The 25,604-nt window shown below is 56.7% G+C and carries 24 protein-coding genes, 1 tRNA gene and 1 other RNA gene; 15 read left to right on the forward strand and 11 right to left on the reverse strand.

Going from position 1 to position 25,604, the window contains the following annotated elements:
- Positions 1-15: 15 nt before the first annotated feature.
- Positions 16-444, reverse strand: a complete 429-nt coding sequence (locus JMN36_RS11100) for a sulfurtransferase TusA family protein (RefSeq protein WP_412728561.1) — start codon at positions 442-444, stop codon at positions 16-18.
- Entirely contained in the window at positions 399-1,688 is a 1,290-nt protein-coding gene (locus JMN36_RS08535; RefSeq protein WP_221924219.1) for a YeeE/YedE family protein, read from the reverse strand. The genes JMN36_RS11100 and JMN36_RS08535 overlap by 46 nt, the downstream gene beginning before the upstream one ends.
- A gap of 440 nt (positions 1,689-2,128) precedes the next feature.
- On the opposite strand from JMN36_RS08535, the gene JMN36_RS08540 reads away from it, so the two are divergent.
- Positions 2,129-3,157, forward strand: a complete 1,029-nt coding sequence (locus JMN36_RS08540; protein WP_221924220.1) for a hypothetical protein — start codon at positions 2,129-2,131, stop codon at positions 3,155-3,157.
- Here the strand turns inward: JMN36_RS08540 and JMN36_RS10920 are convergent.
- From JMN36_RS10920 to JMN36_RS08550, 3 genes are all read right to left on the reverse strand, one after another.
- Positions 3,154-3,282, reverse strand: a complete 129-nt coding sequence (locus JMN36_RS10920; RefSeq protein WP_269091312.1) for a hypothetical protein — start codon at positions 3,280-3,282, stop codon at positions 3,154-3,156. The two genes, JMN36_RS08540 and JMN36_RS10920, sit on opposite strands and share 4 nt — an antisense overlap.
- Before the next feature lie 86 nt (positions 3,283-3,368).
- Positions 3,369-4,037: a S1 family peptidase gene (locus JMN36_RS08545; RefSeq protein ID WP_204087862.1), complete on the reverse strand. Its 669-nt coding sequence runs from the start codon at positions 4,035-4,037 to the stop codon at positions 3,369-3,371.
- 251 nt (positions 4,038-4,288) lie between these two features.
- Positions 4,289-4,471 (reverse strand): hypothetical protein, encoded by a 183-nt coding sequence (locus JMN36_RS08550; RefSeq protein ID WP_221924221.1) that lies wholly within the window; start codon positions 4,469-4,471, stop codon positions 4,289-4,291.
- 1,449 nt (positions 4,472-5,920) lie between these two features.
- On the opposite strand from JMN36_RS08550, the gene JMN36_RS08555 reads away from it, so the two are divergent.
- Entirely contained in the window at positions 5,921-6,172 is a 252-nt protein-coding gene (locus JMN36_RS08555) for a hypothetical protein (RefSeq protein ID WP_204087861.1), read from the forward strand.
- A 210-nt stretch (positions 6,173-6,382) separates the two neighbouring features.
- On the opposite strand, the gene JMN36_RS08560 is transcribed toward JMN36_RS08555, so the two are convergent.
- Both JMN36_RS08560 and trhO read right to left on the reverse strand, forming a co-directional pair.
- Positions 6,383-7,051 (reverse strand): S1 family peptidase, encoded by a 669-nt coding sequence (locus JMN36_RS08560; protein ID WP_221924222.1) that lies wholly within the window; start codon positions 7,049-7,051, stop codon positions 6,383-6,385.
- A gap of 245 nt (positions 7,052-7,296) precedes the next feature.
- The gene (gene trhO, locus JMN36_RS08565; RefSeq protein ID WP_221924223.1) at positions 7,297-8,187 is read right to left on the reverse strand and encodes an oxygen-dependent tRNA uridine(34) hydroxylase TrhO; all 891 of its coding nucleotides are present in this window, start codon (positions 8,185-8,187) and stop codon (positions 7,297-7,299) included.
- Between the two features lie 255 nt (positions 8,188-8,442).
- On the opposite strand from trhO, the gene dhaK reads away from it, so the two are divergent.
- The 3 genes from dhaK (at position 8,443) to dhaM (ending at position 11,228) form a co-directional block, all read left to right on the forward strand.
- Positions 8,443-9,453 (forward strand): dihydroxyacetone kinase subunit DhaK, encoded by a 1,011-nt coding sequence (gene dhaK / locus JMN36_RS08570; protein WP_204087858.1) that lies wholly within the window; start codon positions 8,443-8,445, stop codon positions 9,451-9,453.
- A 90-nt stretch (positions 9,454-9,543) separates the two neighbouring features.
- On the forward strand, positions 9,544-10,176 hold the full coding sequence (dhaL, locus tag JMN36_RS08575) for a dihydroxyacetone kinase subunit DhaL (protein WP_204087857.1): 633 nt from the start codon (positions 9,544-9,546) through the stop codon (positions 10,174-10,176).
- Between the two features lie 11 nt (positions 10,177-10,187).
- Complete coding sequence (gene dhaM, locus JMN36_RS08580) at positions 10,188-11,228, forward strand: dihydroxyacetone kinase phosphoryl donor subunit DhaM (protein ID WP_412728560.1); 1,041 nt, start codon at positions 10,188-10,190, stop codon at positions 11,226-11,228.
- Positions 11,229-11,239: 11 nt separating this feature from the next.
- Here the strand turns inward: dhaM and JMN36_RS08585 are convergent, their stop codons facing one another.
- The 3 genes from JMN36_RS08585 to ffs all read right to left on the reverse strand — a co-directional run bounded on the left by JMN36_RS08585 (position 11,240) and on the right by ffs (position 14,277).
- Complete coding sequence (locus tag JMN36_RS08585) at positions 11,240-12,847, reverse strand: hypothetical protein (protein WP_236881774.1); 1,608 nt, start codon at positions 12,845-12,847, stop codon at positions 11,240-11,242.
- A 178-nt stretch (positions 12,848-13,025) separates the two neighbouring features.
- On the reverse strand, positions 13,026-13,730 hold the full coding sequence (locus JMN36_RS08590) for a hypothetical protein (RefSeq protein WP_221924225.1): 705 nt from the start codon (positions 13,728-13,730) through the stop codon (positions 13,026-13,028).
- A gap of 452 nt (positions 13,731-14,182) precedes the next feature.
- Positions 14,183-14,277: signal recognition particle sRNA small type (gene ffs / locus JMN36_RS08595), an RNA gene on the reverse strand.
- A gap of 191 nt (positions 14,278-14,468) precedes the next feature.
- Between ffs and JMN36_RS08600 the strand changes: the two genes are divergently transcribed.
- The 10 genes from JMN36_RS08600 (at position 14,469) to JMN36_RS08645 (ending at position 24,319) form a co-directional block, all read left to right on the forward strand.
- Positions 14,469-14,557: transfer RNA gene (locus JMN36_RS08600), tRNA-Ser, on the forward strand.
- A gap of 236 nt (positions 14,558-14,793) precedes the next feature.
- A complete protein-coding gene (locus JMN36_RS08605; protein WP_221924226.1) occupies positions 14,794-14,943 on the forward strand; it encodes a hypothetical protein in 150 nt (49 codons plus the stop codon).
- A gap of 462 nt (positions 14,944-15,405) precedes the next feature.
- Entirely contained in the window at positions 15,406-15,927 is a 522-nt protein-coding gene (locus JMN36_RS08610) for a hypothetical protein (RefSeq protein WP_221924227.1), read from the forward strand.
- A 71-nt stretch (positions 15,928-15,998) separates the two neighbouring features.
- Positions 15,999-17,282, forward strand: a complete 1,284-nt coding sequence (locus JMN36_RS08615; protein ID WP_221924228.1) for an aspartate aminotransferase type Ic — start codon at positions 15,999-16,001, stop codon at positions 17,280-17,282.
- 43 nt (positions 17,283-17,325) lie between these two features.
- Positions 17,326-18,027: a hypothetical protein gene (locus JMN36_RS08620; protein WP_204087853.1), complete on the forward strand. Its 702-nt coding sequence runs from the start codon at positions 17,326-17,328 to the stop codon at positions 18,025-18,027.
- A gap of 129 nt (positions 18,028-18,156) precedes the next feature.
- The gene (locus JMN36_RS08625; RefSeq protein WP_221924229.1) at positions 18,157-21,156 is read left to right on the forward strand and encodes a DNA polymerase III subunit gamma and tau; all 3,000 of its coding nucleotides are present in this window, start codon (positions 18,157-18,159) and stop codon (positions 21,154-21,156) included.
- Between the two features lie 162 nt (positions 21,157-21,318).
- Complete coding sequence (locus tag JMN36_RS08630; protein WP_012730825.1) at positions 21,319-21,621, forward strand: YbaB/EbfC family nucleoid-associated protein; 303 nt, start codon at positions 21,319-21,321, stop codon at positions 21,619-21,621.
- 115 nt (positions 21,622-21,736) lie between these two features.
- Complete coding sequence (locus JMN36_RS08635; protein ID WP_221924230.1) at positions 21,737-22,393, forward strand: recombination mediator RecR; 657 nt, start codon at positions 21,737-21,739, stop codon at positions 22,391-22,393.
- Positions 22,394-22,484: 91 nt separating this feature from the next.
- A complete protein-coding gene (locus JMN36_RS08640; protein WP_204087850.1) occupies positions 22,485-22,862 on the forward strand; it encodes a DoxX family protein in 378 nt (125 codons plus the stop codon).
- Positions 22,863-22,906: 44 nt separating this feature from the next.
- Positions 22,907-24,319 (forward strand): NAD-dependent succinate-semialdehyde dehydrogenase, encoded by a 1,413-nt coding sequence (locus tag JMN36_RS08645; protein WP_204087849.1) that lies wholly within the window; start codon positions 22,907-22,909, stop codon positions 24,317-24,319.
- A 72-nt stretch (positions 24,320-24,391) separates the two neighbouring features.
- Here the strand turns inward: JMN36_RS08645 and JMN36_RS08650 are convergent, their stop codons facing one another.
- A complete protein-coding gene (locus tag JMN36_RS08650; RefSeq protein ID WP_221924231.1) occupies positions 24,392-25,507 on the reverse strand; it encodes a TIGR00730 family Rossman fold protein in 1,116 nt (371 codons plus the stop codon).
- Between the last annotated feature and the right edge of the window lie 97 nt (positions 25,508-25,604).

The raw sequence follows: 25,604 nt of genomic DNA on the forward strand, positions 1-25,604 counted from the left end.
TAAGGCACTATCGACTTATCCTTTGCGCACGCTAATGGTCCATCCGGCGTCGTCGGTGGCCTCGAAGTTCGTGACCTCGTGACCATCGGTCGCCGCCCATCGCGGGATAGCGTCCGTCGCCTGGGTGCAATCAAAGTCGATGACCAGCTCGTCCCCACTGGAGAGCTGCTGCATCGCGGCCTTCGCTTCAATCAATGGGAACGGGCACACCGCACCCAGCGTATCCAGGGCAAATCGTCGCTCACCGACGCGACGCAAACCACCACGGAGCCTCCGGCCCACGCCATCGCGCCTATCAGAGGCATCACTGACACCCCGTGCATCGACGCCACCGTCAGCCGGGCGCTCGAGCACAGACACTGCAGGCAAGCCAACAGCGGTCGCGAATCCACCGACATTCAATTCAGAATCAGCTCCAGAACCACCACCCGCGGAGGCACCCACCAACACAGGCTCGCGTTCAGGACTTTATGATCACCAGGCTCTGCCAACACTCCGCTGCGCTCGACTCCACTAGGCTCAGGCGTCAGATCATCGACGCCAGCTTCAGGCACTAATTCGTCGTCGCCGGCCGAGGCAGCAGCCAAGTCGCCGGCACTAGCCGCGAGGGTAGCGTCGGCACTAGATGGTGACAGAGTGTAGCCATCCGGATCTTGAGAGTTGATCGGCTCGGCAGGCTTCAGCCACAGCTTCGCGGCGAACCCCACCCCCAGCGCGATGAAGAGCAAAGCAACCCAACCTTGGTAGCTGAACAGCGACGTCTGCACCATGCCGTTTCCGACCGTACAGCCGCCCGCCCACGCAGCGCCGACGCCCATCAACACGCCGCCGGCGACCGACCGCACCGACTGAGTTCCCGACGGAACTCGCACGCGAAACTCCCCCGACGCCTTCGCCGCCAGGTACGACCCGATCAGGATCCCCAGCACCAGGAGAGCTCCCCAGTTGATGCGGGTCGCGTCACCCGTCGTCACGAAACGGACCAGATCCGAACTGGGTGTTGTGATTCCCAAACCATCGTTGCGGCCCGTCGCAGCGGACAGAGGCCAGGCAATGACGCCGAGCACACCGACGATCGCCCCGGTCGTGTACACGTGCCAGGGTTTTTCAGCCAACAAGTGCGCGAGACCCGTCTTCTTGGCCGCGAGCTGAGCGATTTTCGGTTGAGCCGCCTCTGCACGAACAAACTTCGCGACGAGGAATGCCGTCAGCACAGCCAATGGGAGAGCCAAAGCCCACGTCGATACCCCTAGTGACTGCTGAATAGTGGTGAGCGGAACTGTGTATTCGCGAAGGGCGCTGTTCATTCCTTTCAGTGCACCCGCCTTCATCGCAGCGGCAGACAAACCGTACGTGAGCAGCGCAATCCAAGACCCAACGAGTCCTTCGCCCGAGCGGTACCAGGTTCCCGACGCGCACCCACCCGCCAACACGATGCCAACGCCGAAGAGGAAACCTCCAATGATGACGGCGAGGGGGGCGAAGTCGTCGACCTCCGGGGTGATGACTCCCAGCGATGTTAGTGCAGCTAAGCCCACTGCGTGAACAGCGATCACAACGAGGAGTGCCACAAAGCCACGCCATGTTTTCAACGTGAAGATGTCACGCAACATACCGGTGACACAAAAGCGACCCCTTTGCATGACGTAACCAAGGACCGTTCCAAGCACGAGACCGGTAATAAGCATGGCAACCTTTCCGCTTGATGGGCAACATTTGCTGAATGCCACCTAATGAATAAGGACATTTGTCCTGTATCGAGACCGTCCTGCATGGCGACCACCGGCGTGGGCACCATCATGTCCGTGCTTAGAGTAACCTAAAATAGACCGCTCTGTCTATAGTCTTTGTGTAGAGCTTTTACAGCGATAATGAACAGCGCAATTTACAGCGTGCGTGGGATGTGTGAGAGGACGCGCGAGACACCGGGACGTGGGGTTTTTGACTTATCCTTCCCCACAAAAACGGGTATATAACACAGATTTGTGCCGGGGGAAATAAAGAGTGAGCTTCACATCCGCTTTACTAGAGAAGTGCAAACGCGATGTGACCAGCACGCGCAATTGAATACACAACTAACTAGTCCCTAACCCACCAGCCTCCCTACCCCACTGAACAAGGAATCACCATGAGCGACGAATCAGAAAAACAACCACACAATGACCCCGAGACCACTCAGTTTCCACCCAATAATCCCGAAGGTACGTGGAACAATTCGGGCGGTCAGAACAACAACACGTGGGGCAACGGGAGTGCGCAGAACAACGAAACACGGCAATTCCCGCCAGTGAACAACCCGAACTCCCAGGAAGGGCAACCACAGGGGCAAGGCGCTCCCGGATTTGCTAATCAACCGCCCAACCAACCCCAATGGGGACAACCGCCGACATCACAACCACCAGCACCAAACCAAGGGTTTCCTCAGGGCAATTTTCCTCAAGGCGGAAATGCTCCAACCGGGAATGCTTATGGCGGAAATGGAAGCACCGTCGTTTCCGCAGACACAAGACCTAACCGCATCGGCGCGAAAGGCGTCGCCAGTATTGTTGGCATACTCGTGCTGCTCTGCGGAGCGATTGGTGGAGCGATTGGTGGAGCGAGCTACGTGTGGTCCAACCACCACAATGGACAGAAAAACGATGAAGCAGCACCCGCAACGTCGGTAACGCAGTCTCAAGCGGCGAACCCTCCCGCTAACCCCACCCCTGGACAGGAAACCACGGAACCTACCCCCAAAAAGACCGCGATCAACCCCACCGTTAACAACGACGAAACAACGACGGACACAACCGAAGAAAACGACGATTCCGACAGCTCGAATAACAACTCGAATAGCAGTTCAGGTGGGGAATGCACGACCCAAGGAGCTTCCGGACAAACACTCCAGATAGTAATCGACAAAGGGGATATTGACTGCGCCGATGCTCAGGAAGTACTCAAGCGCTACGACGCCGCCCCGTACGGCGATGGGAGCCCCGGAACGCGCGGTGGCAACGCCCAAATCTGGGATTCCACCGAGGACGGCTGGGGCTGCGCTTCACCGACGTACGTGATGTCACAAGAAGAAGGCCTCAGTACTAGCTGCGGCAATGAAGAGTTGGGAGCCTCATTCTTCATTCCCTTAAACGCCATAGACGAAAAGGACTACCGCGACTAAAACACTCCCCAAGAGCCGTCGATAATCGTCGACAATTGACGACAAAGATCGGGGAACGAACCATCGCTAGCCACCAGCCCGTCGTTAGCGTCGGCAACCGTCGGTAGTCGCAGCAAAAAGGTCATCAGTGCGTCCCGATAAAAGACTGCACTAATGACCTATCAGTACTAATATCTATCCGCTCCAATGACCTACTAGACCGAATGATCTATCACGGCCAGCTCTGGGTAAAGACTGTGCCGTAAATCCACGGAAGAAACTGGTCGACCCGAATGTAATACGCAACCGTTTTTCCATCGGCATCTTTACCAGTGGTTGAGCACAAAACACCGTAGATCACTGGGCCAATGTGGAACGGTCCGCCGGAATCACCAGGTTCTTGATCCCCAATAATGGCCTTCGTTTCAAACATGCTGCCATTGCCAGGACGCGGCCCCTGAGTCAGTCTGGAAATATAAGCCAAACCTTGCTGCTCGGGGAAGCGACCCGGGCCCCAACCGGTGAACTGGCCCGGCTGATTAGGAATAGGGCCAGGCGACGGCAACATAATAGGGCGAACCCCCATCGACACATCAGTACGCACAAGGGCAACATCTGCACCGCCCGGCTCACGAACAACACGATCAACCTTGAACGTTTGCTGAGCACGCTCACCAATCTTGACATGCCCACCAGCGCCTTGACTATTCCCAAGACAATGCGCAGCGGTCAAGACCCAGCGATCCGACAACACAGAACCGCTACAAATGCCACCAAGGAGAACCTCAGCTGACCAGGGTTCATATACCGCGTTATAGCCATTAGCCACAGCACCTGCCGAGGGAGCCGCAACCGTCGTGCCTGCGACGATAGCCGCAGCACACGCGAACGCACTCAACATTTTTTAATTTTCAATTGATATCCTCACACGAGCCTAAACACAAGAAAACAATGAGATAGAGGAAAACAGCTTCCTACTGCATTATATCTACTTTGATCCCCTTTGCATTACATCCCCTACATATGGCGCCCGTCACTTTCAGTATACTGATCCGTTAGAAAGAGAAGAACTATTTCAAATAAGTTAACTATCGATTAGCTATCGTAATAATCTAAAAAGTCAGCTCAGAGTTAGCATACCTGATCATTGATTTATACCAAGACCAGTTCACACACATCACAATACTGACGCTTGTCTGCAGACGTACATTCGTTACACCACTCAAACCGTTGACGACAGTCAATACGCTCACAATTCACATATTGAGCCGTCGGTTTACCACACTCAACACGAGGCTCTACACCGATGCTCGTTCCAGTGAGCTTATGCCCCATCTAGCGATGACAATCGCTACATAGACTAGCCATTACACCCCATTAAACAGTAAAACAGTAACCTTGACACCACCGATAATAAAATACAGCAATCAAACATATAGAGTTACAGTGTTTTTATGTCAACACTCCACACCGGGCAGATGTAACACCGGATTGGATCTCAATAAATCAATATAAAGCAGAATTATTCTAATTCGAGCAATCTCTTTTATGCTCATCATTCATCTAAACTCTTCAGAATTTAGAGTGATTAAAGTTAACCTATAGTGTAGACGTTTTGTTATATGTGTACCTTTAACTGCCGGTAGATGAGATATACCACATAAGAAACGTGCCCATATATCAAGAGACAATCGTCTGTGAGCAGGTCAACGGTTGTTTCGAACTACTTTTGTTCTACCTTGATCCACAAGGCACGCCCACAATCGGTTAACTCCACCCCAGATTATCCTCGCCCTGGTCTCCATCCCAGACCCCACCGCGTGAACGTCGATGACAACAAAGGGCAGTCAATAACTCGGGCGACACTAGCGTCAACGTCGCGATATCACACTCAGGATAACCCACTATAGACCGAGCTGTCTATAGTAGATGTACAGCGCCCCTCACACGGCTCTATTTATGTTCGTCCTACCGTACAAACCCCCGAAAACACGGGTACACACCACAATCTTGTGTCATAAGCTATAAACAGTAAGCTTCACATCTGCTTTACTAAAAGAAGATAATCGTAATACCGTCAACAATACAAAGATCGCCGAACTCACTCTGGAACGCCCTATGACCAGCAACTCAGACAAAAATCCTTCCAACAACGATTCCCGACCTCAGGCACGACGGAAGGACAAAGACCATCAAGAATGGGGCAGTGGATTTCCATCAAACGATAACGACTTACCGCCACAATGGGGCAATCCTGATCACCCAAGAACCACCGATGAGCACCCCAACATAGAACAACGCAGTCAGTCCGGCTTCGCACCCCAATATAACAACCAGCCAGGCCGGCCGACATGGGAAACTCCAGCACCACAACCACGTGGAACTGAGAGCAGATCGCCCCACTCCGCTGGGAATAAATCAGCTACCGGCGTTCGAACCAAGAAAATCGCTGGAATCACTGGGACGCTCGTTCTCCTTGCCGGAATAATAGCTGGCACAAGCTATGCCTAGTCCCACCATCACAAGGATTCAAATGATGGTGAATCGATCGCCGCTACATCAGCAACACCTTCTCGATCCGCCATAAAGACAACCAACGACACCACCACCGCCACTACAACCCCCAACGACATAACGGAAACGACACCAGCTAGCGTCACCGTTACTCACAGCGAAGCACCGACAGCAGAAGCAGAAGAAAACACCGATTCTAATAACCCAGATAGCAGTTCAGAAGGAGACTGCACCATTCAAAGATCTGGTGGAAGGACATACCAAATAGTTGTGCGTAAGGGAAATATTGGCTGCACCGCTGCCCGTGACGTACTCGAGCGCTACGACACCGCACCAGAAGGAGATGGGAGCCCTGGAACGCGCGGTGGTAGCGCACAAATATGGCATTCAATTAATGACGGTTGGGGATGCGCTACTCCCACGTACGTTAGTGCTACAGAAACAGGAGTTGCCCTCTCTTGCAGTGATGATGACACTGGGACATCATTCATTATTCCCATCAACACCGACGAGTATGACTAATTAAAACTCTCCTTTGCCAGTACCATACTGTCACACAATACGAACAATACTGTTGATCGTAGAGGACCCTCACTCGGTTCAGATCTTATGAATAATCAGATCCCCTCTGAGCTTTCGGATCAGTTCTGAAAGCTCAGAGGGGACAAAACCTCATGATCTAATCATTCTCTTTACCTGAAGAATGAGCTACGAAGTTATATTACTGAATAATCACGGCCAGCTCTGGGTAAAGACTGTGCCGTAAATCCACGGAAGGAACTGGTCGACCTTCGTATAGTTCGCAATAGTCTTCCCATCAGAACCCTTGCCACTGGTGGAGCACAAAACACCATAGATCACCGGGCCAATGTGGAACGGTCCGCCGGAATCGCCAGGTTCTTGATCCCCAATAATGGCCTTCGTTTCAAACATGTCAGCATTACCCGGACGCGGACCTTTCGTCGGTCCTGAAACATAAGCAAGACCTTGTGTCTCGGGGAAGCGGCCCGGACCCCAACCCGTGAACTGGCCCGGCTGATTAGGAACTGGCCCGGGTGACGGCAACATGATGGGGCGAACCCCCATCGACACATCAGTACGCACAAGAGCAACATCAGCGCCGCCCGGCTCACGAACAACACGATCAACCTTGAACGTTTGCTGAGCACGCTCACCAATCTTGACATGCCCACCGGGGCCATGGCTGTTACCAAGACAATGCGCGGCAGTCAACACCCAGCGATCCGACAACACAGAACCGCTACAAATGCCACCAATAAGCACTTCCGCCGACCAGGGTTCATATACCGCGTTATAGCCATTAGCCACAGCACCTGCCGAGGGAGCCGCAACCGTCGTGCCTGCGGCGATAGCCACAGCACACGCGAACGCACTCAGCATTTTTTTAATTTTCAATTTGCTACCTAACACTGACTTACAAAAACAATGAGATATGGGAAAACAGCTTCCCACTGCACTATATCTACTTTGATCCCCTTTGCATTACATCCCCTACATATGGCGCCCGTCACGTTCACCATGAAGATCCACTACTCAGAGCCGAAGAATACAAAAATAGGGAACTACTCGGACAGTCATCAATTTGTCCTAAAAACAGTTTATATTCAACGTACCTGGTTATTGATTCACACCAAGGCCGGTTCACACTCGCCGCAATACTCATGCTTATGCGCAGCCGTACACTCGTCGCAACGGAGGAATAACTTCCGGCAATCGTTATTCGCACAGTTCACAAATTGAGCCGTCGGTTTACCACACTCAACACAATGCCCTAAGGATTCCGTACCACTACCGAATTCCATATGCATTCGCTTATCAAAAACATAAAGCGATCCATCCCAATATCCATCATTTCCGTACGCTTCCCCATAGCGCACAATTCCCCCATCCAACTGATAGACCTCTTCGAAGCCACGATTCTTCATCAGCACTGATAGAACTTCACACCGGATACCACCCGTGCAATAGGTCACCACCGGGCGTTTCTTCAGATCGTCGTACTTCCCGGATTCAATCTCATCTAAGAAATCGCGGGTCGTCGTCGTATTGGGAACCACAGCGTTACGGAACTTACCAATTTCCGCCTCCATGGCATTACGGCCATCAAAGAAGACGACATCGTCGCCGCGTTCGTCCATCAAATGATGGAGGTCCTCCGGTTTCAGGTGCGTACCACCGCCGACGACACCCTCTTCATTTACTTTCAACTCATCCCCAGCGCCAAACGTGACCAGTTCTGGGCGAACTTTCACGCTCAGCCGCGGGAAATCGTCCCCCTCACCCTCAGACCATTTAATATCAGCGTCCTTAAAAGGCGCATAGCTCCGCGTTTCACGGCAATAACGTTTAACGTCGTTAAGTTCCCCGCCGAGCGTGGCGTTAATGCCGTCTTTAGAGATAATTACCCGCCCTTTGAGCCTCCATCTCTCCGCCAAGGCCTTCTGCCACAGACGAATTGCTTCGGGATCAGCTAATGGCGTGAACACATAAAACAGCACAATCTTCGGCATGGACATGCTGCTGATTCTAATAAGACACCTGTTCAACCCACGAATTCCCCGCCACAGCCCTAGCAAGAACGCCTCGCCCTCATCATCGCGTGGGATCACAAGCCGCGGCTAGACCCCCGACTCCTCGTCACCCGTCGATGCCTCTACTTCGCGAGTAACCTGGGCCGAGGAAGACTGCGGAACACTTACGCACTAAAACAGGAACTAAAAGCCACTCGTGGTGAAATAACCATCACGCAGAAGCGCCGAGGAGTCAGATCTGTGAAAAAACTAATCAATGACCCACATGACGTCGTCACAGAAAGCATCGAAGGACTGGGCCTGGCACACCCCGAACTCGTCACAGTCAATCCCGAGCCACTATTTGTCACCCGAAGTCCTCAGAACTCCAAAGAACAAGGCACAGTGGGCGTCATTTCCGGTGGAGGCTCCGGGCACGAACCTCTCCATGCGGGATTCGTCGGCACCGGTATGCTCGACGCCGCCGTCCCCGGCCCCGTGTTCACATCACCGACACCCGATCCGATTCTTGAAGCAGCAAAAAGCGCCGATAAGGGTGCCGGCGTTGTATTCGTCGTCAAGAACTACACCGGTGATGTACTCAATTTCGACACCGCTGCTGACCTTGCCGATATGGAAGACATCGAGGTGCGACAGGTCATCGTGAATGACGACGTCGCCGTTGAGGATTCAACGTTTACAGCTGGACGCCGCGGAGTGGCCGGCACTTTCTTAGTAGAGAAGATCACCGGTGCCGCGGCGGAGCGCGGATTGTCCCTCGACGAGGTCGAACGCGTCGCGAACAGCGCCATTCACAATGTGCGCTCAATGGGTGTGGCGTTGACGTCTTGCACCGTGCCTCACGTCGGGAAGCCGTCTTTTGATCTCGACGACAGTGAGATTGAACTGGGTGTGGGCATTCATGGTGAGCCTGGCCGACGTCGAGTCACCATGAGCAGTGCGGATGAGATCACGGATCAGCTGCTCGACCCCATTGTGGCGGATTTGGAGCTGACGAAGTCCGATCGCGTTATTGCGCTGGTTAACGGCATGGGCGGCACTCCCCAGTCCGAGTTGTACATCGTTTTCCGACGAGTGGCGCAGCGGCTATCGGACCTCGGTATCACTCTCGAGCGGTCCGATGTCGGGAACTTCGTCACCAGCTTGGAAATGCAAGGGGTTTCCGTCACATTGCTCCGCGTCGATGATGAACTGCTTTCCTTGTACGACGATCCCGCCGAGACACCGGCATTTGTCAAAAAATCGAAATGACAAATATGGGGTTCAGACGGTGGGGAATAGACCACTATTTCCAAGAAAAATAAACAACTACTTCAACTGAGGCGAAAAGGAGTAATCACTATGTCAGATTTAGATAAGGCGTGGGCTGATCGTTGGATTCGCGGGTGTGCCACAACCGCTAGCGAGCACCGCGAAGAATTGATCGATTTAGACCGAGCTATTGGCGACGCTGACCACGGCGAAAACGTGGATCGTGGTTTCCAGGCTGTAGTGAAGAAACTGGATGAGGACCAGCCCCAAGATATTGCCGGCGTTTTTAAGCTGACAGCGAAGACGCTGATGTCGACCGTTGGCGGGGCATCTGGGCCACTGCTGGGCACGGCATTTATGTACGCGGCGAAGGCCGTATCGGGTGACACACTTGACGCCGACGGTGTTGCCTCCGTGGTGGAATCCGCGGTGGGTGGCGTCGAAAAGCGGGGTAAGGCAGCCGAAGGAGAGAAGACCATGGTTGATACTTGGGCCCCGGCGGCGCGGGCGGCGCGGTCTGCTGCAGACGATGGGAAGAGTCCTGCCGAGGTATTGCGCGCGGCTGCCCAGGCTGCACATGAAGGCGCCGAGGCCACCATCGACATGACTGCTACCAAAGGACGGGCCTCTTACCTGGGAGAACGCTCTGTAGGGCACAAAGACCCCGGCGCTACGAGCTCTGCATATTTCCTCGCTGAGGCCTCTAAAGCCGTTGATGCATAGTGGGTTGTGCAATGAGCGAGGTGCTGCAGCGCCTCGAGGAGGAAGCTCGTAGACCGCATGTGGCTGCTGGTGACGCGGCGGCTACAGCGGCATCAACCACTACCGCAGGCGAGGATTGTGCAGGTGACGCTGCAGATAGCTCTGCGAACAGAACAACGACGGAGGGAAAACTAATCGAGGGAGAACATACGGAAGGAACGATGATGACAAGCAATAACCATGCTGCATCTGGCACAAATGAAGGTTCCCAGGAGACGACGACGGACGCTACCCCGTCGGATTCCTCCTCGGATTCTGCGGGTGAAGGTGCTAGTGCGGGAGCACAGTCGCCGCAGGTCGGCCTTGTCGTGGTGTCCCATTCGAAACGCTTAGCCGATGGTTTAGCGCTGCTGGCGTCGCAAATGGCCAGGGATGTGCTGATCGTCCCGGCGGGTGGCTTGGATGCCGACCCGGAGGATAAGGACAGTCCTGATGGTGGCGGTATCGGCACCTCATATGACGCGATTGAGGCCGCCGTTAACAAGGTTGTTGACGCCGGTTTGGCTTGCGCAATTTTCACTGACTTGGGCTCCGCGACAATAACGGTGGAGATGGTTGTGGACATGCTCGACGGCGAGCCTGTTCGGTTTATTGACGCCCCGCTTGTTGAGGCCACCGTTGCCGGAGCTGTTGCCGCCCAGCAGGGCCAGGATCTGGATGGTGTGGAGCGCGAGGCTCGACGTGCGATTTCTGCGTTCGCATCGGACCGCGCCGGTGACGATGGTGATTCGGCGGAGACGTCGGGTGGCGACGCCAACGGCGCCGGGTATTCGCGGCGTGTGAAAGTCGCGGATAAGGCCGGCCTGCACGCGCGCCCTGCCGCAAAGTTGGCGGAGATGGCCGCGGACTCAGAAGAAGGCATCTTGGTCAACGACGCGGATGCTGACTCTGCGATGTCCCTGATGAGTTTGGGCGCTGAGTGCGGCGAAGAGGTTACTGTTTCGGGCGATCGATCTGAGAAAGCATTAATTGATTCGATTGCCGACGCTATCGCGGCCGGCCTGGACGAGTAGCTCTTCGGGGATTATTTGGGCTCCCGCAGCTGCGCGCCGATGACGTGCGGTGTGGTGAGACCGATGTCTCCTCGCAGTTGCCGCAGGTTATATTCTGCCTCGAATTCGCTGGTGATGGGCTTGTATTTTCCTTCTGGTTCTTGTTTTTGGGATTTAGAGGAATTGCCGTAGCCGCCCATGGGCGCGATGCCCATCCTGCCCATCGCTGGGCGTGAACCGTCACCTCCGGTGGGTGACGGTGTTGCGGCACCGCGCCCATAATGTGGTGCCGTGTTTTTGTTTTCCCCTGGCGTTGATCCTGGGTAGTGGGGGTTGTCACCTGTCCGAGGCATTGGCGTATCTGGCCCGGGGTGGATGATGACGCTCCTGTTTCGCGGGATTTCGCCCGGCTTGGTGAGCTGCCCGGGCCCGTTAGCCCCGTTGCGTGGATAGTTGCCGTTGCCGTGTGGGGCGTGTCCGCTGTTAATCGGGGTGCGGTTGGTGCCGCCGAGCCCATTGTTCGGTGTGTTAGAACGCAGGTTGCGCCCCGGTGTTTGGGTTGTGCGTGGAGTGTAGCCAGGTGACGGAGCATTCCCTGGTGATCGGGGGTTTGAGGTGCCGCTGACACCACCGGGAGTAACGCGAGCGTTGTCTCGGTTAATTGCGGTTGGTGCTGTACTGCGAGGTCCGCTACCTGGGTTGGATGCCTGGTTGGGTGACGTTCGCGCGGCTGGCGTGACGGGTACTGCTGGTGCGGGATGGTTCGCAGTTGTGGCGACGTTATCCGCGTTGATCATTGCTGGGTGGGTTGGATTAAGTGATGCGTTGTTCGTGGTGGGTACGCCTCCGGCTACCCCAGTTGCCGCCATAGCTGGGGTGACCGTAGTGGGCACAGTGCTAGGGCTGTTAATGGGCGATGGCGATTGTGCGGTGAAGTGTCCTCCGCCCTGACCGACGTTCGGGCGTTCGGTGAGGTTGCGCAGTGGTGGCACCGCAGCGGTGAGCATGGCTTGATAGGGGCCAGTCATAAACTCACGGGTGGCCGCCCTGGCTGCCTCCCCGGCTGCGCGTACTCCGGCGGGGTTAGTGGCTGCGGCGACCGCTGCGGTGTGCTCGGCTTCGATGGCCGCGATCTGGGCACGAGCGGCCTGCCGGATGTGAGGAAGTTGGGAGACAGAAGCGTGCATGGCAGTGGCGTTATCGGCGAAAATTTGGGTGGTGGCCATTACCTGGCTGAAACACCCGGCCGCGGCATCAATAGACTCTCCTGTGTTCTCTTCCAGCTGGGCACGGGCTCGTACCAGGGCGGTGACGGTCTCGTTCAAAGAACTGGACAGGTTGTGCCAGTACTCGGCGAGAGCATAGATGTCACTATCGTCACCTGCGTCGAGCATCGCGAGCACAGTAGCGGGATCATCACCGTCCCCTGGTACTGGCTCAGAAAAGTCAAAGGGGCTAAATGATCCATCCGGACGAGCCGGAAACGTGAAATCTGAAGCTTGTATCGACTTCAGTCCACACAGAATTGCTGCCGAGGCATCGTCTTGGCCAACAATCGCGCCCCGCATTTCCTTCGTGCCCTCAGCTAACCAGCGGATGAGACGACGGAGTTCACGCAGCGTCTGCAGTGCGCTCCCCACTTCTCCTGAAACAACTCTCCCATGTTGCTCACCTAAGTTCCGCAATCCCGGTTCTTCTGTGAATGAACTTTCTAAACCTCGGTATAATGAGAGGAAACTCTTTCCTCTAAGGAAAACACCGTCGTTAAGGATTGAAATTACTCTATCCAGAGAACAAGGATCTACAGATAATTCCATTCTACAATAACCTTTCTAATTCACTTCTTGCATCGTCACATAATTCTTTAAAATCCCTAGGATCAAACTCAGCTAAATCGGTAACCCCCACTCTTCCAAGTGGAGTTTCTAAATAAGAAACACAGGCTTTAACACCAAACATTTCATTGATCTGGTCATATTTATACGGTGAGTACTCTCTAAATATGCGGCCAGCGAGATTATTTTTAGGCAGTGAGTCTGTACCGGCGGCAATTAATCTTTCTTGCCCTCTATCCATAATCACAAGTCCACAATTCTTTAACTTTCGAAATTTTATATAATCCGGCCCTACCGATCGATACCCCAAACCTTCCCAGTATCCTGGCGGAGCATCCTCGCAAAGGTCGGCATTCTCAAACCGCGGATCTGAGTAGTCATAGGAGCCATCAGGGTTCTTTTTTGCTTTAACCGGGTACTTAGCCAATACCTCCGGGCGCTCCCACAAAGGACGATCCTTGTGTTCCCCCTTACCCGACCTAATTTCTTCGGGAACGGGCCTTGTAGAACCGATCGCCTTCCGTTCTGAGAACAATTCTTCTGCCGGGTTGGTGTGAGAAGTGGCAGGTTCCGACGATCCAAACCTATCTATATCTTCACTGTTAGCTGCCGCAGGTTCCATATCCCCGAAACCAGAACCATCAGACTGGGAACACCCCGCCAACAATGCTGCAGCAGCAATCGACACTACGCTTAGAGAGATTCCGACAATACGCGGACGTCCGATATTCCGTTTTATATCACTTCTGTTGCGATAGTGATCCCCCACGACAATCCCCCAACATGATTTTTATAAAATTCGCCCACTCCGAATATCAGAACAATCTGAAGCCTCTCTACCCCAACAGTCAGCACGGCAACTGAACGGAATGGTTGAAAACTTTTAAATAAACAAGCTCCACCAAATGCGGAAACTCGTGAAAACCCCTATTTTTCGGCGTTGACGTTACCAGACGCATAACGGCTCGTCTACGGCTTTTAGAAATTATTGTCGCAATGTTCTCGCCTCGGTTTAGACGACGGAGCTAGTCATCGGTTCCCACGAATATGCAATTCCCACGGTGTAGCCGTTCCCCCACTACAACCAGCCACGACACACCGTGGCGAGCCACCACCGTCCAGGCATAACGGCAGAAATTAAAAAGGGGACCCCGCGCACCCGTCAGAGCTCGCTGACCCTTGCTGCGTTCCCGCCCTGGGGGAGTTCACAAGATGGACGCCGCGCGGAATCCGGCCCCCATACTAACCCACAGAGGCACATATTCCCACCCACCAGAGCAATCTCTCCCCTCCGCTGGGAAAACAGCGCACTACATGGCCGCAACATCCCCATTATCGACGCCCTACAAGACCTGTTTTTGTCGATGCCCATGACATCCGGTAGGCTTGCCCACCGGAACGCGGACTTCAGGTGCGTTCCACGCTTGGAGGATTCGACTAGCGGCCTATGTCACACGCCTGGAACGCGTGCGGGTAGCAATACCCTCGTGGGTTCAAATCCCACATCCTCCGCCACAGAACCTAGCCATCCAGTAGACACTGGGTGACTAGGTTTTTCGCATACACAGGGTTTCCATCCACTGCCACCAGAGGTAGTACGACATGAAGTGTGCCCCAGCCCGGTCGTTTCTAGCCTTTGATCTAGGCAAAGACGAAAAATATATGCCCGGCAACCCTATATCCGCCCCTTTGACCAGAAATACACGGTGCTGCACCCGACCTATGGCATGAGGCAATGATGCCGTGGTCCCATGCCGAAGAATCGACCGCGTCATCACCTGGTGGTGGTGCGCACGCGAAACCACCAGCAACTACCGGAAGCTCATCCAGCCGATCCCCCATTCGACGGTGTGCTCTACCCCGAGCGGATCACATCCACCACCAACAGTTTTGTCGTATAGCCCCAGGAAGAACTCAATTCCTGGGACGCGAAGCACCAACGCACAGAAGAAGAAGCCGGTAGACGGAAAAACTGCAGGAAACTAAACCTAGAGCCCAAAAATGCGGGGGAATATGGTCAATTATCGGCCATTTTTCCCCCATATCCCCCCACAGTTTTCACCACCGACCCCTATATACCCCCACAGTATTCCGCCACGCGGACACATTCTCGTCGTAAGCCCCGCCATCAGCCGATATCGCCAGGTTTTCCGTCCACAACCCCGGAAAGAACACGGGCGCAAGAAACAGGCCCGACGAAACCTAACGCCCATGTCAGAGGGCTACACAGCCCCCACAACGAGGGACACATAACACGCAATCGGGAACATTAACGCGGGCCAGAGCACATAACGAATGAAAGCGCCGCACATGCGACGCCACCATTTACTTCCCTCACTCCACTACTCACGAAGGATCCGACAATGCTCCCCACTACCTCCTCACCTAGCGCCCGCAAAAACTCCCACGTCATTCGTCGGAAAGTGATGGCTGTAGCAACCACCGTGGCAATCGTCGGCACCCTGGCTGCCTGCGGAAATGACGACGCAGATTCCGAGCCCAGCACGATCACCAAAACCAAGACGACCGACCAGACCACGACGAAGACGGCCACCACAACCACTCGCACGACCACGCCCACGTACGACGACGAAACGACGACCGAGGAATACACGCCTCGGCAGACGTACACCACACAACAAGCACCAGTACAAACACAGAACACGGGCAATTACGACGACAGCTACGACGATGAAGACGCGGAGGAGGACGTCCCGAACGCTGGTGTGAATGGCCCCAAGTTGGAGTGGAGGACTCTAGGCCCATTCGGCTCCGGTATGGGATGCGAACAAAACCGCGACCATCAGCCAATCCAAACAACCGCGTGCTACCGCGGAGATGACGGCAACTTCTACTACGAATCTGTGGTTCAGGCGCCTCGATAAAAAATCCTCTTCCCATGTCCGCACCACCCTGTACGATGAAAGTGAATCGCATGGTCTCAAGGAAGGTTCACATGTCACCGCAGGTCACACCGTCGAAAATTAACGTCGAAGCGCTCACCGGCTCCAAAGCCGACATCGAGCAGGCATACAACGAACTCAAGGCCAAGAACCTCGCGCTGGACCTGACCCGCGGCAAGCCTTCCTCTGAACAACTGGACTTTGGCGACGAACTGCTCGGCCTTCCCGGCGCGGGCAACTACACCGCCGACGATGGCACCGATTGCCGCAACTACGGTGGCCTACGCGGCATCGTCGATATCCGGAAAATCTACGCTGACCTGCTGGGAATCCCCGTCGACAACATCATCACGGGGGACGCATCCAGCCTGAACATCATGCACGACCTAATCGTGTGGGCGTACATCTTCGGCACTCAGGATTCGCCGCGGCCGTGGAAAGACGAAGACACCGTTAAGTGGATCTGCCCGGTCCCGGGATATGACCGCCACTTTTCCATCACCGAGCACCTCGGGTTCGAGATGATCAACGTCCCGATGACGGATGAGGGGCCAGACCTCGACGCCATCGCCGAACTTCTCAACGACCCCCAGGTCAAGGGCATGTGGACAGTGCCCGTTTTCGGCAACCCGACGGGCATTAGCTACTCGCGGGAAACGTGTGAAAAGCTCGCCGCACTCGATGCAGCCGCACCCGATTTCCGTATCGTGTGGGACAACGCCTACGCCGTCCACACCCTCACCGACGACTTCCCCGAGCCCATCAATGTTCTGGAGCTCGCCGAGAAAGCTGGGCACCCCAACCGTTTCTGGTTCATGACGTCCACGTCCAAAATCACCTTCGCCGGGTCGGGCGTGAGCTTCTTCGCCTCGTCGGCAAGCAACCTGGACTGGTACGCCAGCCACGCCGGGATCCGTGGCATCGGGCCGAACAAGATCAACCAGCTGGCCCACGCGAAATACTTCCACGATGCCGAGGGCGTTAAAGCCATCATGCGGAAGCACTCCGCGTCGCTGGCGCCGAAATTCGCGGCCGTCGATAAGGTCCTCCACAAGCGGCTCGACGACTACAACGTTGCCACGTGGACAGAGCCGAAGGGTGGGTACTTCATTAGCCTCGACGTGCCCGACGGCACCGCGTCGCGCGTCGTTGAGCTGGCCAAAGAAGCAGGTATTAAGCTCACCGAAGCTGGATCCAGCTTCCCGCTGCACAAGGACCCCGATAACCGCAATATCCGGCTCGCGCCTTCGCTGCCTCCCATCGAGCAGGTCGAAGAAGCCATGGACGGGGTGGCCACCTGTGTTCTCCTCGCAGCAGCGGAAGCCGCCGAGAAGTAGCCGACCCCGACCCCGACAACAGAGGTGAGCGCCCACCACGCCCATGAACCTACTGGAAACACAGACCTGGTTGGAATCCATCCTGCCCGGCGAAACGCACTGGACCAGCATCAAAGCCAGCCCAGATTGCCCACCGTTTACCGTGACCTCCCTCCTTATTAACGACGACGGAACGGCCGAACCCGTTAATCCCGCTGACGACAATGACGAGCAGCCGCGCGGTAGGCACGCCAAAGTGACCGATGACCTGCGGCAAACCCTCGCCTGTACGGCCGATGCGGCGCGATACTCCACCGGGCTGACCAGCCCAGACGGAATGGACGTGCGCGCTGAGCTGCTCGCAGTGGGCCTGGCCAGACCGGGCGAAATGGGGCAACTGGTCGCTGCTGCGGCCACTATGCTCAGCGAAGAAGGATCTGGGCGCCTGGCCCAACCAGGAACGTTCCTGCCAGGGCTGGGGGCTATGGTCAACCCCGCGTTCACCACGAAACACGGGCTGCTGGTCGTCCCCTACATTTGGCCCAAAGGGGTGCCGACCGTCACAGAGCATCCCGAGCTCACCACGGCCGACGGGCAACCGGTTAACCCCACGCATCCGGGTCGTATGACGTTGATCGCCCAGATCATCATGCTCACCGAACAGGAATTCCTCCACGGCATGACCCACGGGATCGACTCACTCCAGACCCGACTTGCCGAAGGGGGGGCGGACCTTCGCGACCTCCGACGTGCGAGCGTCATATAACCGCGGGCGTAAAACGTCGAGCGCGTATGACGTCGGGCGTGGTTAACGTCGGGCCTGATATAACTCCAGTTCAGGGGCATAAAAATGCTAAGCCCACGGTGTGTCCTACCCGGGCGGTAGCATACACACGTGGCTCTTTACAGGAAGTACCGTCCCGCAACATTCGCCGATGTCGTCGGCCAAGAACACGTCACCGTGCCGCTTAGCCGAGCACTCGACGCCGGACGCATCAACCATGCGTACCTGTTCTCCGGACCCCGCGGCTGCGGTAAAACCTCCTCCGCCCGCATCCTCGCACGCTCACTCAACTGCGTACACGGGCCCACATCGACACCCTGCGGAGAATGCGAATCCTGCCGAGCACTCGCCCCCGGCGGCCCCGGCTCCCTCGACGTCACCGAACTCGACGCAGCCAGCCACCGCGGCGTCGAAGACATGCGCGACCTCCGCGACCGAGCCATCTACGCCCCCGCCGAATCCCGGTACCGCGTGTTCATCATCGACGAAGCCCACATGATCACCAAAGAAGGCTTTAACGCGCTGCTCAAAATCGTCGAAGAACCACCCGAACACCTCGTGTTCATCTTCGCGACCACCGAACCCGAAAAAGTCCTGACCACCATCAAATCCAGGACGCACCAATACCCGTTCCGGCTCCTCGCGCCCAACGACATGCGCGGACTCCTGGAACGGATCTGCCACGAAGAAAAAGTGCAGGTCGAAGACTCGGTCTACCCGCTAGTTATCCGTGCTGGTGGAGGGTCCCCCCGCGACTCGCTCTCCGTCCTCGACCAACTCCTCGCCGGGGCCGACGAGAACGGCATCACGTACGCCCACGCCGCCGGGGTTCTCGGGATCACCGACAGCGCGCTCATCGACGCCGCAGTCGAATCCGTGGCCAACAACGACCCGGCCGGGCTCTTCACCACGATTAACAACGTTCTCGACGCCGGGCACGACCCGCGGCGCTTCGCCACGGACCTCGTCGACCGCTTCCGCGACCTGCTCGTCCTCCAATCCATACCCGATGCATTCGACCAAGGACTTGTCGACGCGCCCCTCGACCAGCGCGACACCCTCGCCGACGAAGCACAATCCCTCGGACCCGCCACGCTCACGCGATGCGCAGCCGTCGTCAGTGATGGGCTCAACGAACTAAAAGGCGCCACATCTCCCAGGCTACTTCTCGAGATCATGTGCGCTCGTATGGTCATGCCCGGCGCGGCAGAGGGCATAGAAGCACTGTCACAACGCGTCGAAGCGTTAGAAAGCGGCCAACCCGCGGCAAGCCGTTCTACCAGCGATAATGGTCATCGGTCCGGGGGCACGAGTTCCCCCGCCCCTGAGGGCGCTGCTCGAGCCGCTGATAACGGTGCTGGTAGTGGTGCTCCAGGATCTGGTGCGAATACGACTCCACCCCGGGCCAAAGGTGGTGGGCGGATCATCTGGCCGCGCAAGAATAAGAAAACTGAGACTCCGACACCACAACCCTCGCCGTCCTCTGAGACGAACACCGCGGAGCCACAGGAAACCGAGGGCACGAAGCGTCAAGATGCTGAGAATCTGAAGTCCCAGGAGACCCAAAGCACTTCGTCGGGAGCACCTGAAACACCTGCATCGCCGCAGGAAGACGCTGCAACACCGACGCAGGATGAGGCCGCAGCATCGTCGCAAAATGAAGCTGCACCATCACAAGAGGCTGTGGATCCGCGGACGATGGATCGGGAAACGCTCTCCAAATACTTGCGTGAGCAGTCACTACAACAAGAGAGAGAAACCCGCGCCCGCGAAGCCGAAGAACGTATGCACAGGATCGAGGAGAAGGAAGGCCCCGCCGTCGTCCTCCCCGAGAGCGAACGTTCCGCCGACGCGCAAACCACGCACGCCGACAATGCACGGTCCGATAACGCCCCCACCGTGGGTTCCGAGGCCAGCGCAACTGCCGACGCTAGTGAAAATTCCGAGGCCAGTGCAGCCTCCCAAGCTAACGGCCACGAGGATCAGCCCAGCGATACCGAAAGCAACCAGCATGACCAGCCCGCCGGTGCTGGGGCGGAAACGGGTCAGGCAGACAGCGACGCCACAGACCACGAAACAGGCCTCACTACCAATGACCTCCGGCCACAATGGACACAGATCAAGCAGGCCGTCGGCAAGCGGAGCAAAGTTGCACAAGTCATGGTCAGCGAAGCTGTCATTCTTGGGGTCTTCCGCAACCACGTCGTCCTTGGCCACCACACCGGGGCGCTTGCGCAAAGGCTCAATGACCAGCACATCAACACGTCCATCGTGGACGCAATCACAGACGCCACCGGGCAAACAGTCACCGTTGAGGCGGTCATCGGCACCGACGACGCCGCCCTCCAACGATGGAAGGACGCTCACCCAGACCACCCTCGCTCAGCGGTAGCAGATAACTCCGCTGCTACCGCCGACGCCGACACCGACACCAGCGACGCCGCTTCAACCAGCGCCGACACCGACAGCGGGAACGACTCCGCGACTGGCGATCTCGCGGGGACCACGTCACCCGCATCACCGGCCTCGCCCACGTCTATCCTGTCCGATTCTGCTCGCACTGCATTAACAGCAGCGGCAGCATGGAAAAAAGCGCAGGAACAACAGCAGTCGAACGCCGACGAGACCAGCCAAGGGCAGCACGACGGACATGCCCACCCACGACACAACGCCACACCGCAATCACGGAACGGCCAGTCACGCCCAACGCACACGCCACCAGCGGAAAGACAATCGAACTCCCCGCAAGAATTCAGTGACGGATCGCCACTGCCACCCGAACCCGACGACCCCGATGGCTACGGCCCACCACCGGAGGATTACTACTCCGCACCCAACAACGCGCCCGACGGCACCAACGACGGCATCAACGGCTCCGGCGATACCAGCGGTGACCCCGCCAACACGAGAGGCAACTCCGACGCAGGTAGTTCCAACACGGGCGGAGCACCTGCCGAAGAGCAATCGTCGGCAAGCACCGAATACACGCAAGAAGAAGCCGAAGAAGAAATGGTCATCGCCACGCGCGACGACCCCAACTACGACCATCGCTCCGCTAAAGACATCGCCATGGAGCTCCTCATTAAGGAACTCGGCGCGCAACCGCTCTAAGCCCTTCCTTTAGCGGTGACACCAACGGGAACTCCTCACAACCGGGGCCACCCTCCGGGGAGTCATGGCCAGCCGCAACCACCCTTGTCGCACATATTCGTTACACTGAACCGCGACAATGACACACCGACACGACGATCATTAACGACAAAGGAGACAACAATGGCAGAACCCGACTTCAACGAAATCATGGCGCAAGCACAGCAAATGCAGGAAGAACTGCAGCGCGTGCAGGGTGAAATCGCGCAATCCGAAATCAGCGGCAGCGCAGGCAACGGCCTAGTCAAGGTCACCATGAAAGGCACCGGCGAGGTCACCAACGTCACCATAGACAAGTCCGTCGTCGACCCCGATGACGTCGACACCCTCCAAGACCTCGTCCTCGGAGCACTCCAGGACGCCAACACCGCGTTGCAGTCGTACGCGCAGGAGAAGATGGGCCCGTTCTCCCAGGCACTCGGCTAAAAACATTTGGCTAAAGCATTTGGCGCCTAAACGATTGGGCGCCTAAAGCACTCGGGCCTTAACAAACCTAGCCACCCCACACGCACCCCACCCCACCCACGAAATCAGGACGTCGTTGTTCGAAGGACCACTCCAAGACCTCATCGATGAGTTCTCACGCCTACCCGGAATCGGCCCCAAAAGCGCCCAACGCATAGCGTTTCACCTGCTCCACACCGACCCCGACGACATCGACCGACTCCGGGCAACGCTCACCTCCGTCCGCGACGGTATCACTTTCTGCCGCATCTGCGGAAACATCTCCCGCAACGACGTCTGCCGCATCTGCGCCGACCCCAACCGCGACGCCACCACCATCTGCGTCATCGAAGAACCCAAAGACATCGAAGTCATCGAGGCCACCGGCGAATACCAAGGGCGGTACCACGTCCTCGGCGGCGCGCTCGACCCCCTCGCCAACGTCGGACCCAAAGACCTCTCCATCACGCAGCTCCTCCAGCGCATCGCCGGAGTCCTTCCCGACCGCGAAACTGCCGACTCCACACCCGACGAACCCCGCTACGAAGACGCCCCCACCATCAAAGAAGTCATCATCGCCACCGACCCCAACACCGAAGGCGAAGCGACCAGCTCCTACCTCGCGCGGCTTCTCAAAGACTTCCCCGACCTCACCACCTCCCGGCTCGCGTCCGGCATGCCCATCGGTGGAGACCTCGAATACGTCGACGAGCTCACGCTCTCACGCGCACTCGCCGGACGGCTGCCGCTCTAGCAGGTGGAGAGCTCCCGCTCTAACCTCACCCGACCTAACAAAAATCCCCCCGGGACATGCGAAAACGATGCCTCCATGTTAGAACTGGGATATGTCTTCTGATAAAGCCCGCTGGGGCCTCACAACCCTGTACACTGTCGCCGGATTCGGACACTTCGTCACCCCCAAACCCTTCGAAGAAATCGTCCCCACCTACGCCCCCGGCACACCCCGGTTCTGGAACTACCTTTCCGGCGCGGGAGAGCTCGGCACCGCCGCCCTCCTTGCCGCGCCTAACAACAAAGCCAACAAATATGGTGGCCTCATCTCTGCCGCGCTTCTCCTCGCTGTATGGCCAGGAAATTTCGAATCTGTCCGCCAACGCCTCGACCGGCCGTGGACACAACAAATCGGATGGATAGCACGCCTCCCGCTGCAACTTCCCATGATCCATGCGTCGTGGAAGATCTGGAAAGAAACACCCCACTGACCAGTCCTTCTGATAAACCCAGTCAAACCGTGTAATACTGTGGTATGAGTACCTTCGCATTAGAAAACCCGAGCACAGGCAAGACAGAAGACCAGTTTGACCGCATCGACGACGCTGATCGCGATAAGATCCTCGACCAATCTACCGAGGCTTACAAACAATGGAAAGAAACCTCCATTGAAGAGCGAGTCAACGTTCTCAACAAAGTAGCCGACCTCTACGAAGAGCGTTCCGATGAGCTCGCCAGCTACATCGGCCGCGAAATGGGCAAGCTCACGCGGTGGGCCCAAGGCGAAATACAAATCGTCGTCAACATTTACCGCTGGTATGCCGAGCACGCCTACGAACTCCTACAGGACACCGAGCTACCCCGCCAGGGTGCTATCCGCACCTTTGTACGGCACGATCCCATGGGCCCAATCTTGGGCATTATGCCGTGGAACTTCCCTTACTACCAGGTCGCGCGGTGGGCTGCACCAAACCTCCTGCTAGGAAACTCTCTTGTACTCAAGCACGCCTCCATCTGCCCACTTTCTTCCCAGGCATGCCAAGACCTGCTTGAAGAGGCCGGTCTACCCAAGGGCGTCTTCATCAACATGTACGCATCCGGTTCACAAATGGATGCCTTCGTCGCTGATAAGCGCATTAAAGGTGTATCGCTCACTGGTTCAGAAGCAGCCGGTGCAGCCGTCGCGAAAACCGCCGGCGAACACTACAAGAAGTCGCTACTCGAATTGGGTGGCAACGACCCATTCATCGTTCTCGACGACAACAACCTTGACGCCGTCCTGGATAACTTCGTGAAAATCCGCATGTACAACACGGGCCAGGCGTGCAACGCTCCGAAGCGGCTCATCGTCATGGAATCCTTCTACGACAAAGTTGTCTCCGGCTTGGAAGAGCGCATCAGCAAGATGACCGTCGGCCCATGGGATGACGAGAAGGCCGACATTGGCCCGCTGTCCTCCATCGACGCCCGCGACGGCATCGTCGAACGCCTGGACAAGGCCGCTAAGGAGGGCAAGGCCACCATCAAGGTGGGTGGGCACGCGCTGGATCGTGATGGCGCCTACATGGAGCCCACCCTTCTTACCGACGTTGACCCCGCGTCGGACGTCGGATGCAACGAGATCTTCGGGCCGGTTGCGATTGTGTACCCGGCAAAGGATGCCGACGAGGCTGTTCACATCGCGAATGATTACTCCGACTACGGGCTGTCCGGCTCCGTCTGGGGCTCTGACCTGGACAAGGCTTGGGAAGTGGCCAGCCAGTTGAAGGACGGCATGACGTTCGTGAACGAATCATCCGTCACCGAGGCGGGCCTGCCATTCGGCGGTGTTGGCCGCTCCGGATACGGCCGTGAGATGGAACGGTGGGGTGTTAAGGAATTCGCTAATGAGCACCTCTTCCGCATCAGCGAAGGCCCGAACGGTGGAGGACTCTCCCCGGCAATGTAGTTGCTGGCACGGAGGGGAGAGCGGCGTGCGCTGACCTCTAGCGCACGCTCCGATTTTGGGCGCGCCTGACCTCTAGCCCCACTTCGGGGCCGGAGGGACCCAGGCGTCGACCTTCTCATACAGCTCTCGTGGGGTATCCGCAATAATGAGGGACTCCAAGTACGCAGAACTTAAGAAACCCTCCGCCACCATATGTTTAATGGCGCTGATCAGTGGATCCCAATAACCGTTCACATTGAGTAGCGCCACAGCGTGCTGCGTGTAGCCCAGTTGCTGCTGGGTCCACGCGTCAAAAAGCTCGTCGACAGTGCCGGCACCTCCGGGGAGTCCGACGACGATATCGGCTAACTCCCCCATCCGCGTTTTTCGCGCAGACATCGTTGGCACGAGCTCTAAACGCGTCAAACGGTCGTGGGCGATTTCCCCACGCGACGGAGTGGGCACCGTCCCATCAGCCCGCGGAATAACATAGGAACGTCCGCCCTGGTTAAACCCATTAGGGCCATCCACACCGGCCAGCAAATACGGGATGACGCCGATACACAACGTTCCATCCTCAGCGGCAGTATCCCCCACAACCCCCATGAGGCCCGCGCGCCCGCCACCGTAAACAATGCGGTCATTGTGCGCGCCGATGGAATGCACCAGCGACTCCACGGCCTCCCGATAGACCGGATTATTCCCCAACGCCGAACCGGTGAACAGGAGAAATCCGCGTCCATGTAACTGCGGCACCACTTCACGCGTCAGAGGTGCGATAGGTTCGCGTTCGATTTTAATATCCTCGCTGGTAAACCAGTGCGCCGCGTCGATCTCAGCATACGGGGTTACGTCATGCGCGTCGTTATTGTCATTATTGCCGACGTCGGTGTCGTCGCCATCATTACTGCCGTCGGCGCTATTACCCCAGCGCAGCGAGTCGTCGAGCGTAAAAACGTCGGCAAGTAGTTGTGTGTTGGCCTCATTCGCAGCGTTTGTTCGGAACGTGCCGACGAAAGTCAGGTCTTCTGTTCCAACGCGGAGGTTCAGTTCTTCATCGAGTTCGCGAATGAGCGTTTGATCTGGCGTTTCGCCCGGCTCAGGCTTGCCGCCGGGGAACATAAATGCGGTTGTGCCTTTCTTGCGGACAAGTAAAAACTGGCCGTCATGATTCCGGATGATTGCGGCGCTCACGCGAATGATTGGCATAGGTTGCGAGTCTAACAAAGGCGTGTGGCGAAGGAGTGGGCTCTGACTCGGCGCTAATCAGTTTTCAATAAGAGATACTCTGATTCCTTTTCCAGCG

Source organism: Corynebacterium pseudokroppenstedtii (assembly GCF_019754945.1).
Classification (GTDB): Bacteria; Actinomycetota; Actinomycetes; order Mycobacteriales; family Mycobacteriaceae; genus Corynebacterium; species Corynebacterium pseudokroppenstedtii.

What these genes read in the sequence shown, in the direction of transcription:
- JMN36_RS08535 (WP_221924219.1), bottom strand. Translation starts at nt 1,688, where the DNA reads ATGCTTATTACCGGTCTCGTGCTTGGAACGGTCCTTGGTTACGTCATG.
- JMN36_RS08540 (WP_221924220.1), top strand. Translation starts at nt 2,129, where the DNA reads ATGAGCGACGAATCAGAAAAACAACCACACAATGACCCCGAGACCACT.
- JMN36_RS10920 (WP_269091312.1), bottom strand. Translation starts at nt 3,282, where the DNA reads ATGACCTTTTTGCTGCGACTACCGACGGTTGCCGACGCTAACGACGGG.
- JMN36_RS08545 (WP_204087862.1), bottom strand. Translation starts at nt 4,037, where the DNA reads ATGTTGAGTGCGTTCGCGTGTGCTGCGGCTATCGTCGCAGGCACGACG.
- JMN36_RS08550 (WP_221924221.1), bottom strand. Translation starts at nt 4,471, where the DNA reads ATGGGGCATAAGCTCACTGGAACGAGCATCGGTGTAGAGCCTCGTGTT.
- JMN36_RS08560 (WP_221924222.1), bottom strand. Translation starts at nt 7,051, where the DNA reads ATGCTGAGTGCGTTCGCGTGTGCTGTGGCTATCGCCGCAGGCACGACG.
- trhO (WP_221924223.1), bottom strand. Translation starts at nt 8,187, where the DNA reads ATGTCCATGCCGAAGATTGTGCTGTTTTATGTGTTCACGCCATTAGCT.
- dhaL (WP_204087857.1), top strand. Translation starts at nt 9,544, where the DNA reads ATGTCAGATTTAGATAAGGCGTGGGCTGATCGTTGGATTCGCGGGTGT.
- dhaM (WP_412728560.1), top strand. Translation starts at nt 10,188, where the DNA reads ATGAGCGAGGTGCTGCAGCGCCTCGAGGAGGAAGCTCGTAGACCGCAT.
- JMN36_RS08605 (WP_221924226.1), top strand. Translation starts at nt 14,794, where the DNA reads ATGCCGAAGAATCGACCGCGTCATCACCTGGTGGTGGTGCGCACGCGA.
- JMN36_RS08610 (WP_221924227.1), top strand. Translation starts at nt 15,406, where the DNA reads ATGCTCCCCACTACCTCCTCACCTAGCGCCCGCAAAAACTCCCACGTC.
- JMN36_RS08615 (WP_221924228.1), top strand. Translation starts at nt 15,999, where the DNA reads ATGTCACCGCAGGTCACACCGTCGAAAATTAACGTCGAAGCGCTCACC.
- JMN36_RS08620 (WP_204087853.1), top strand. Translation starts at nt 17,326, where the DNA reads ATGAACCTACTGGAAACACAGACCTGGTTGGAATCCATCCTGCCCGGC.
- JMN36_RS08630 (WP_012730825.1), top strand. Translation starts at nt 21,319, where the DNA reads ATGGCAGAACCCGACTTCAACGAAATCATGGCGCAAGCACAGCAAATG.
- JMN36_RS08640 (WP_204087850.1), top strand. Translation starts at nt 22,485, where the DNA reads ATGTCTTCTGATAAAGCCCGCTGGGGCCTCACAACCCTGTACACTGTC.
- JMN36_RS08645 (WP_204087849.1), top strand. Translation starts at nt 22,907, where the DNA reads ATGAGTACCTTCGCATTAGAAAACCCGAGCACAGGCAAGACAGAAGAC.
- JMN36_RS08650 (WP_221924231.1), bottom strand. Translation starts at nt 25,507, where the DNA reads ATGCCAATCATTCGCGTGAGCGCCGCAATCATCCGGAATCATGACGGC.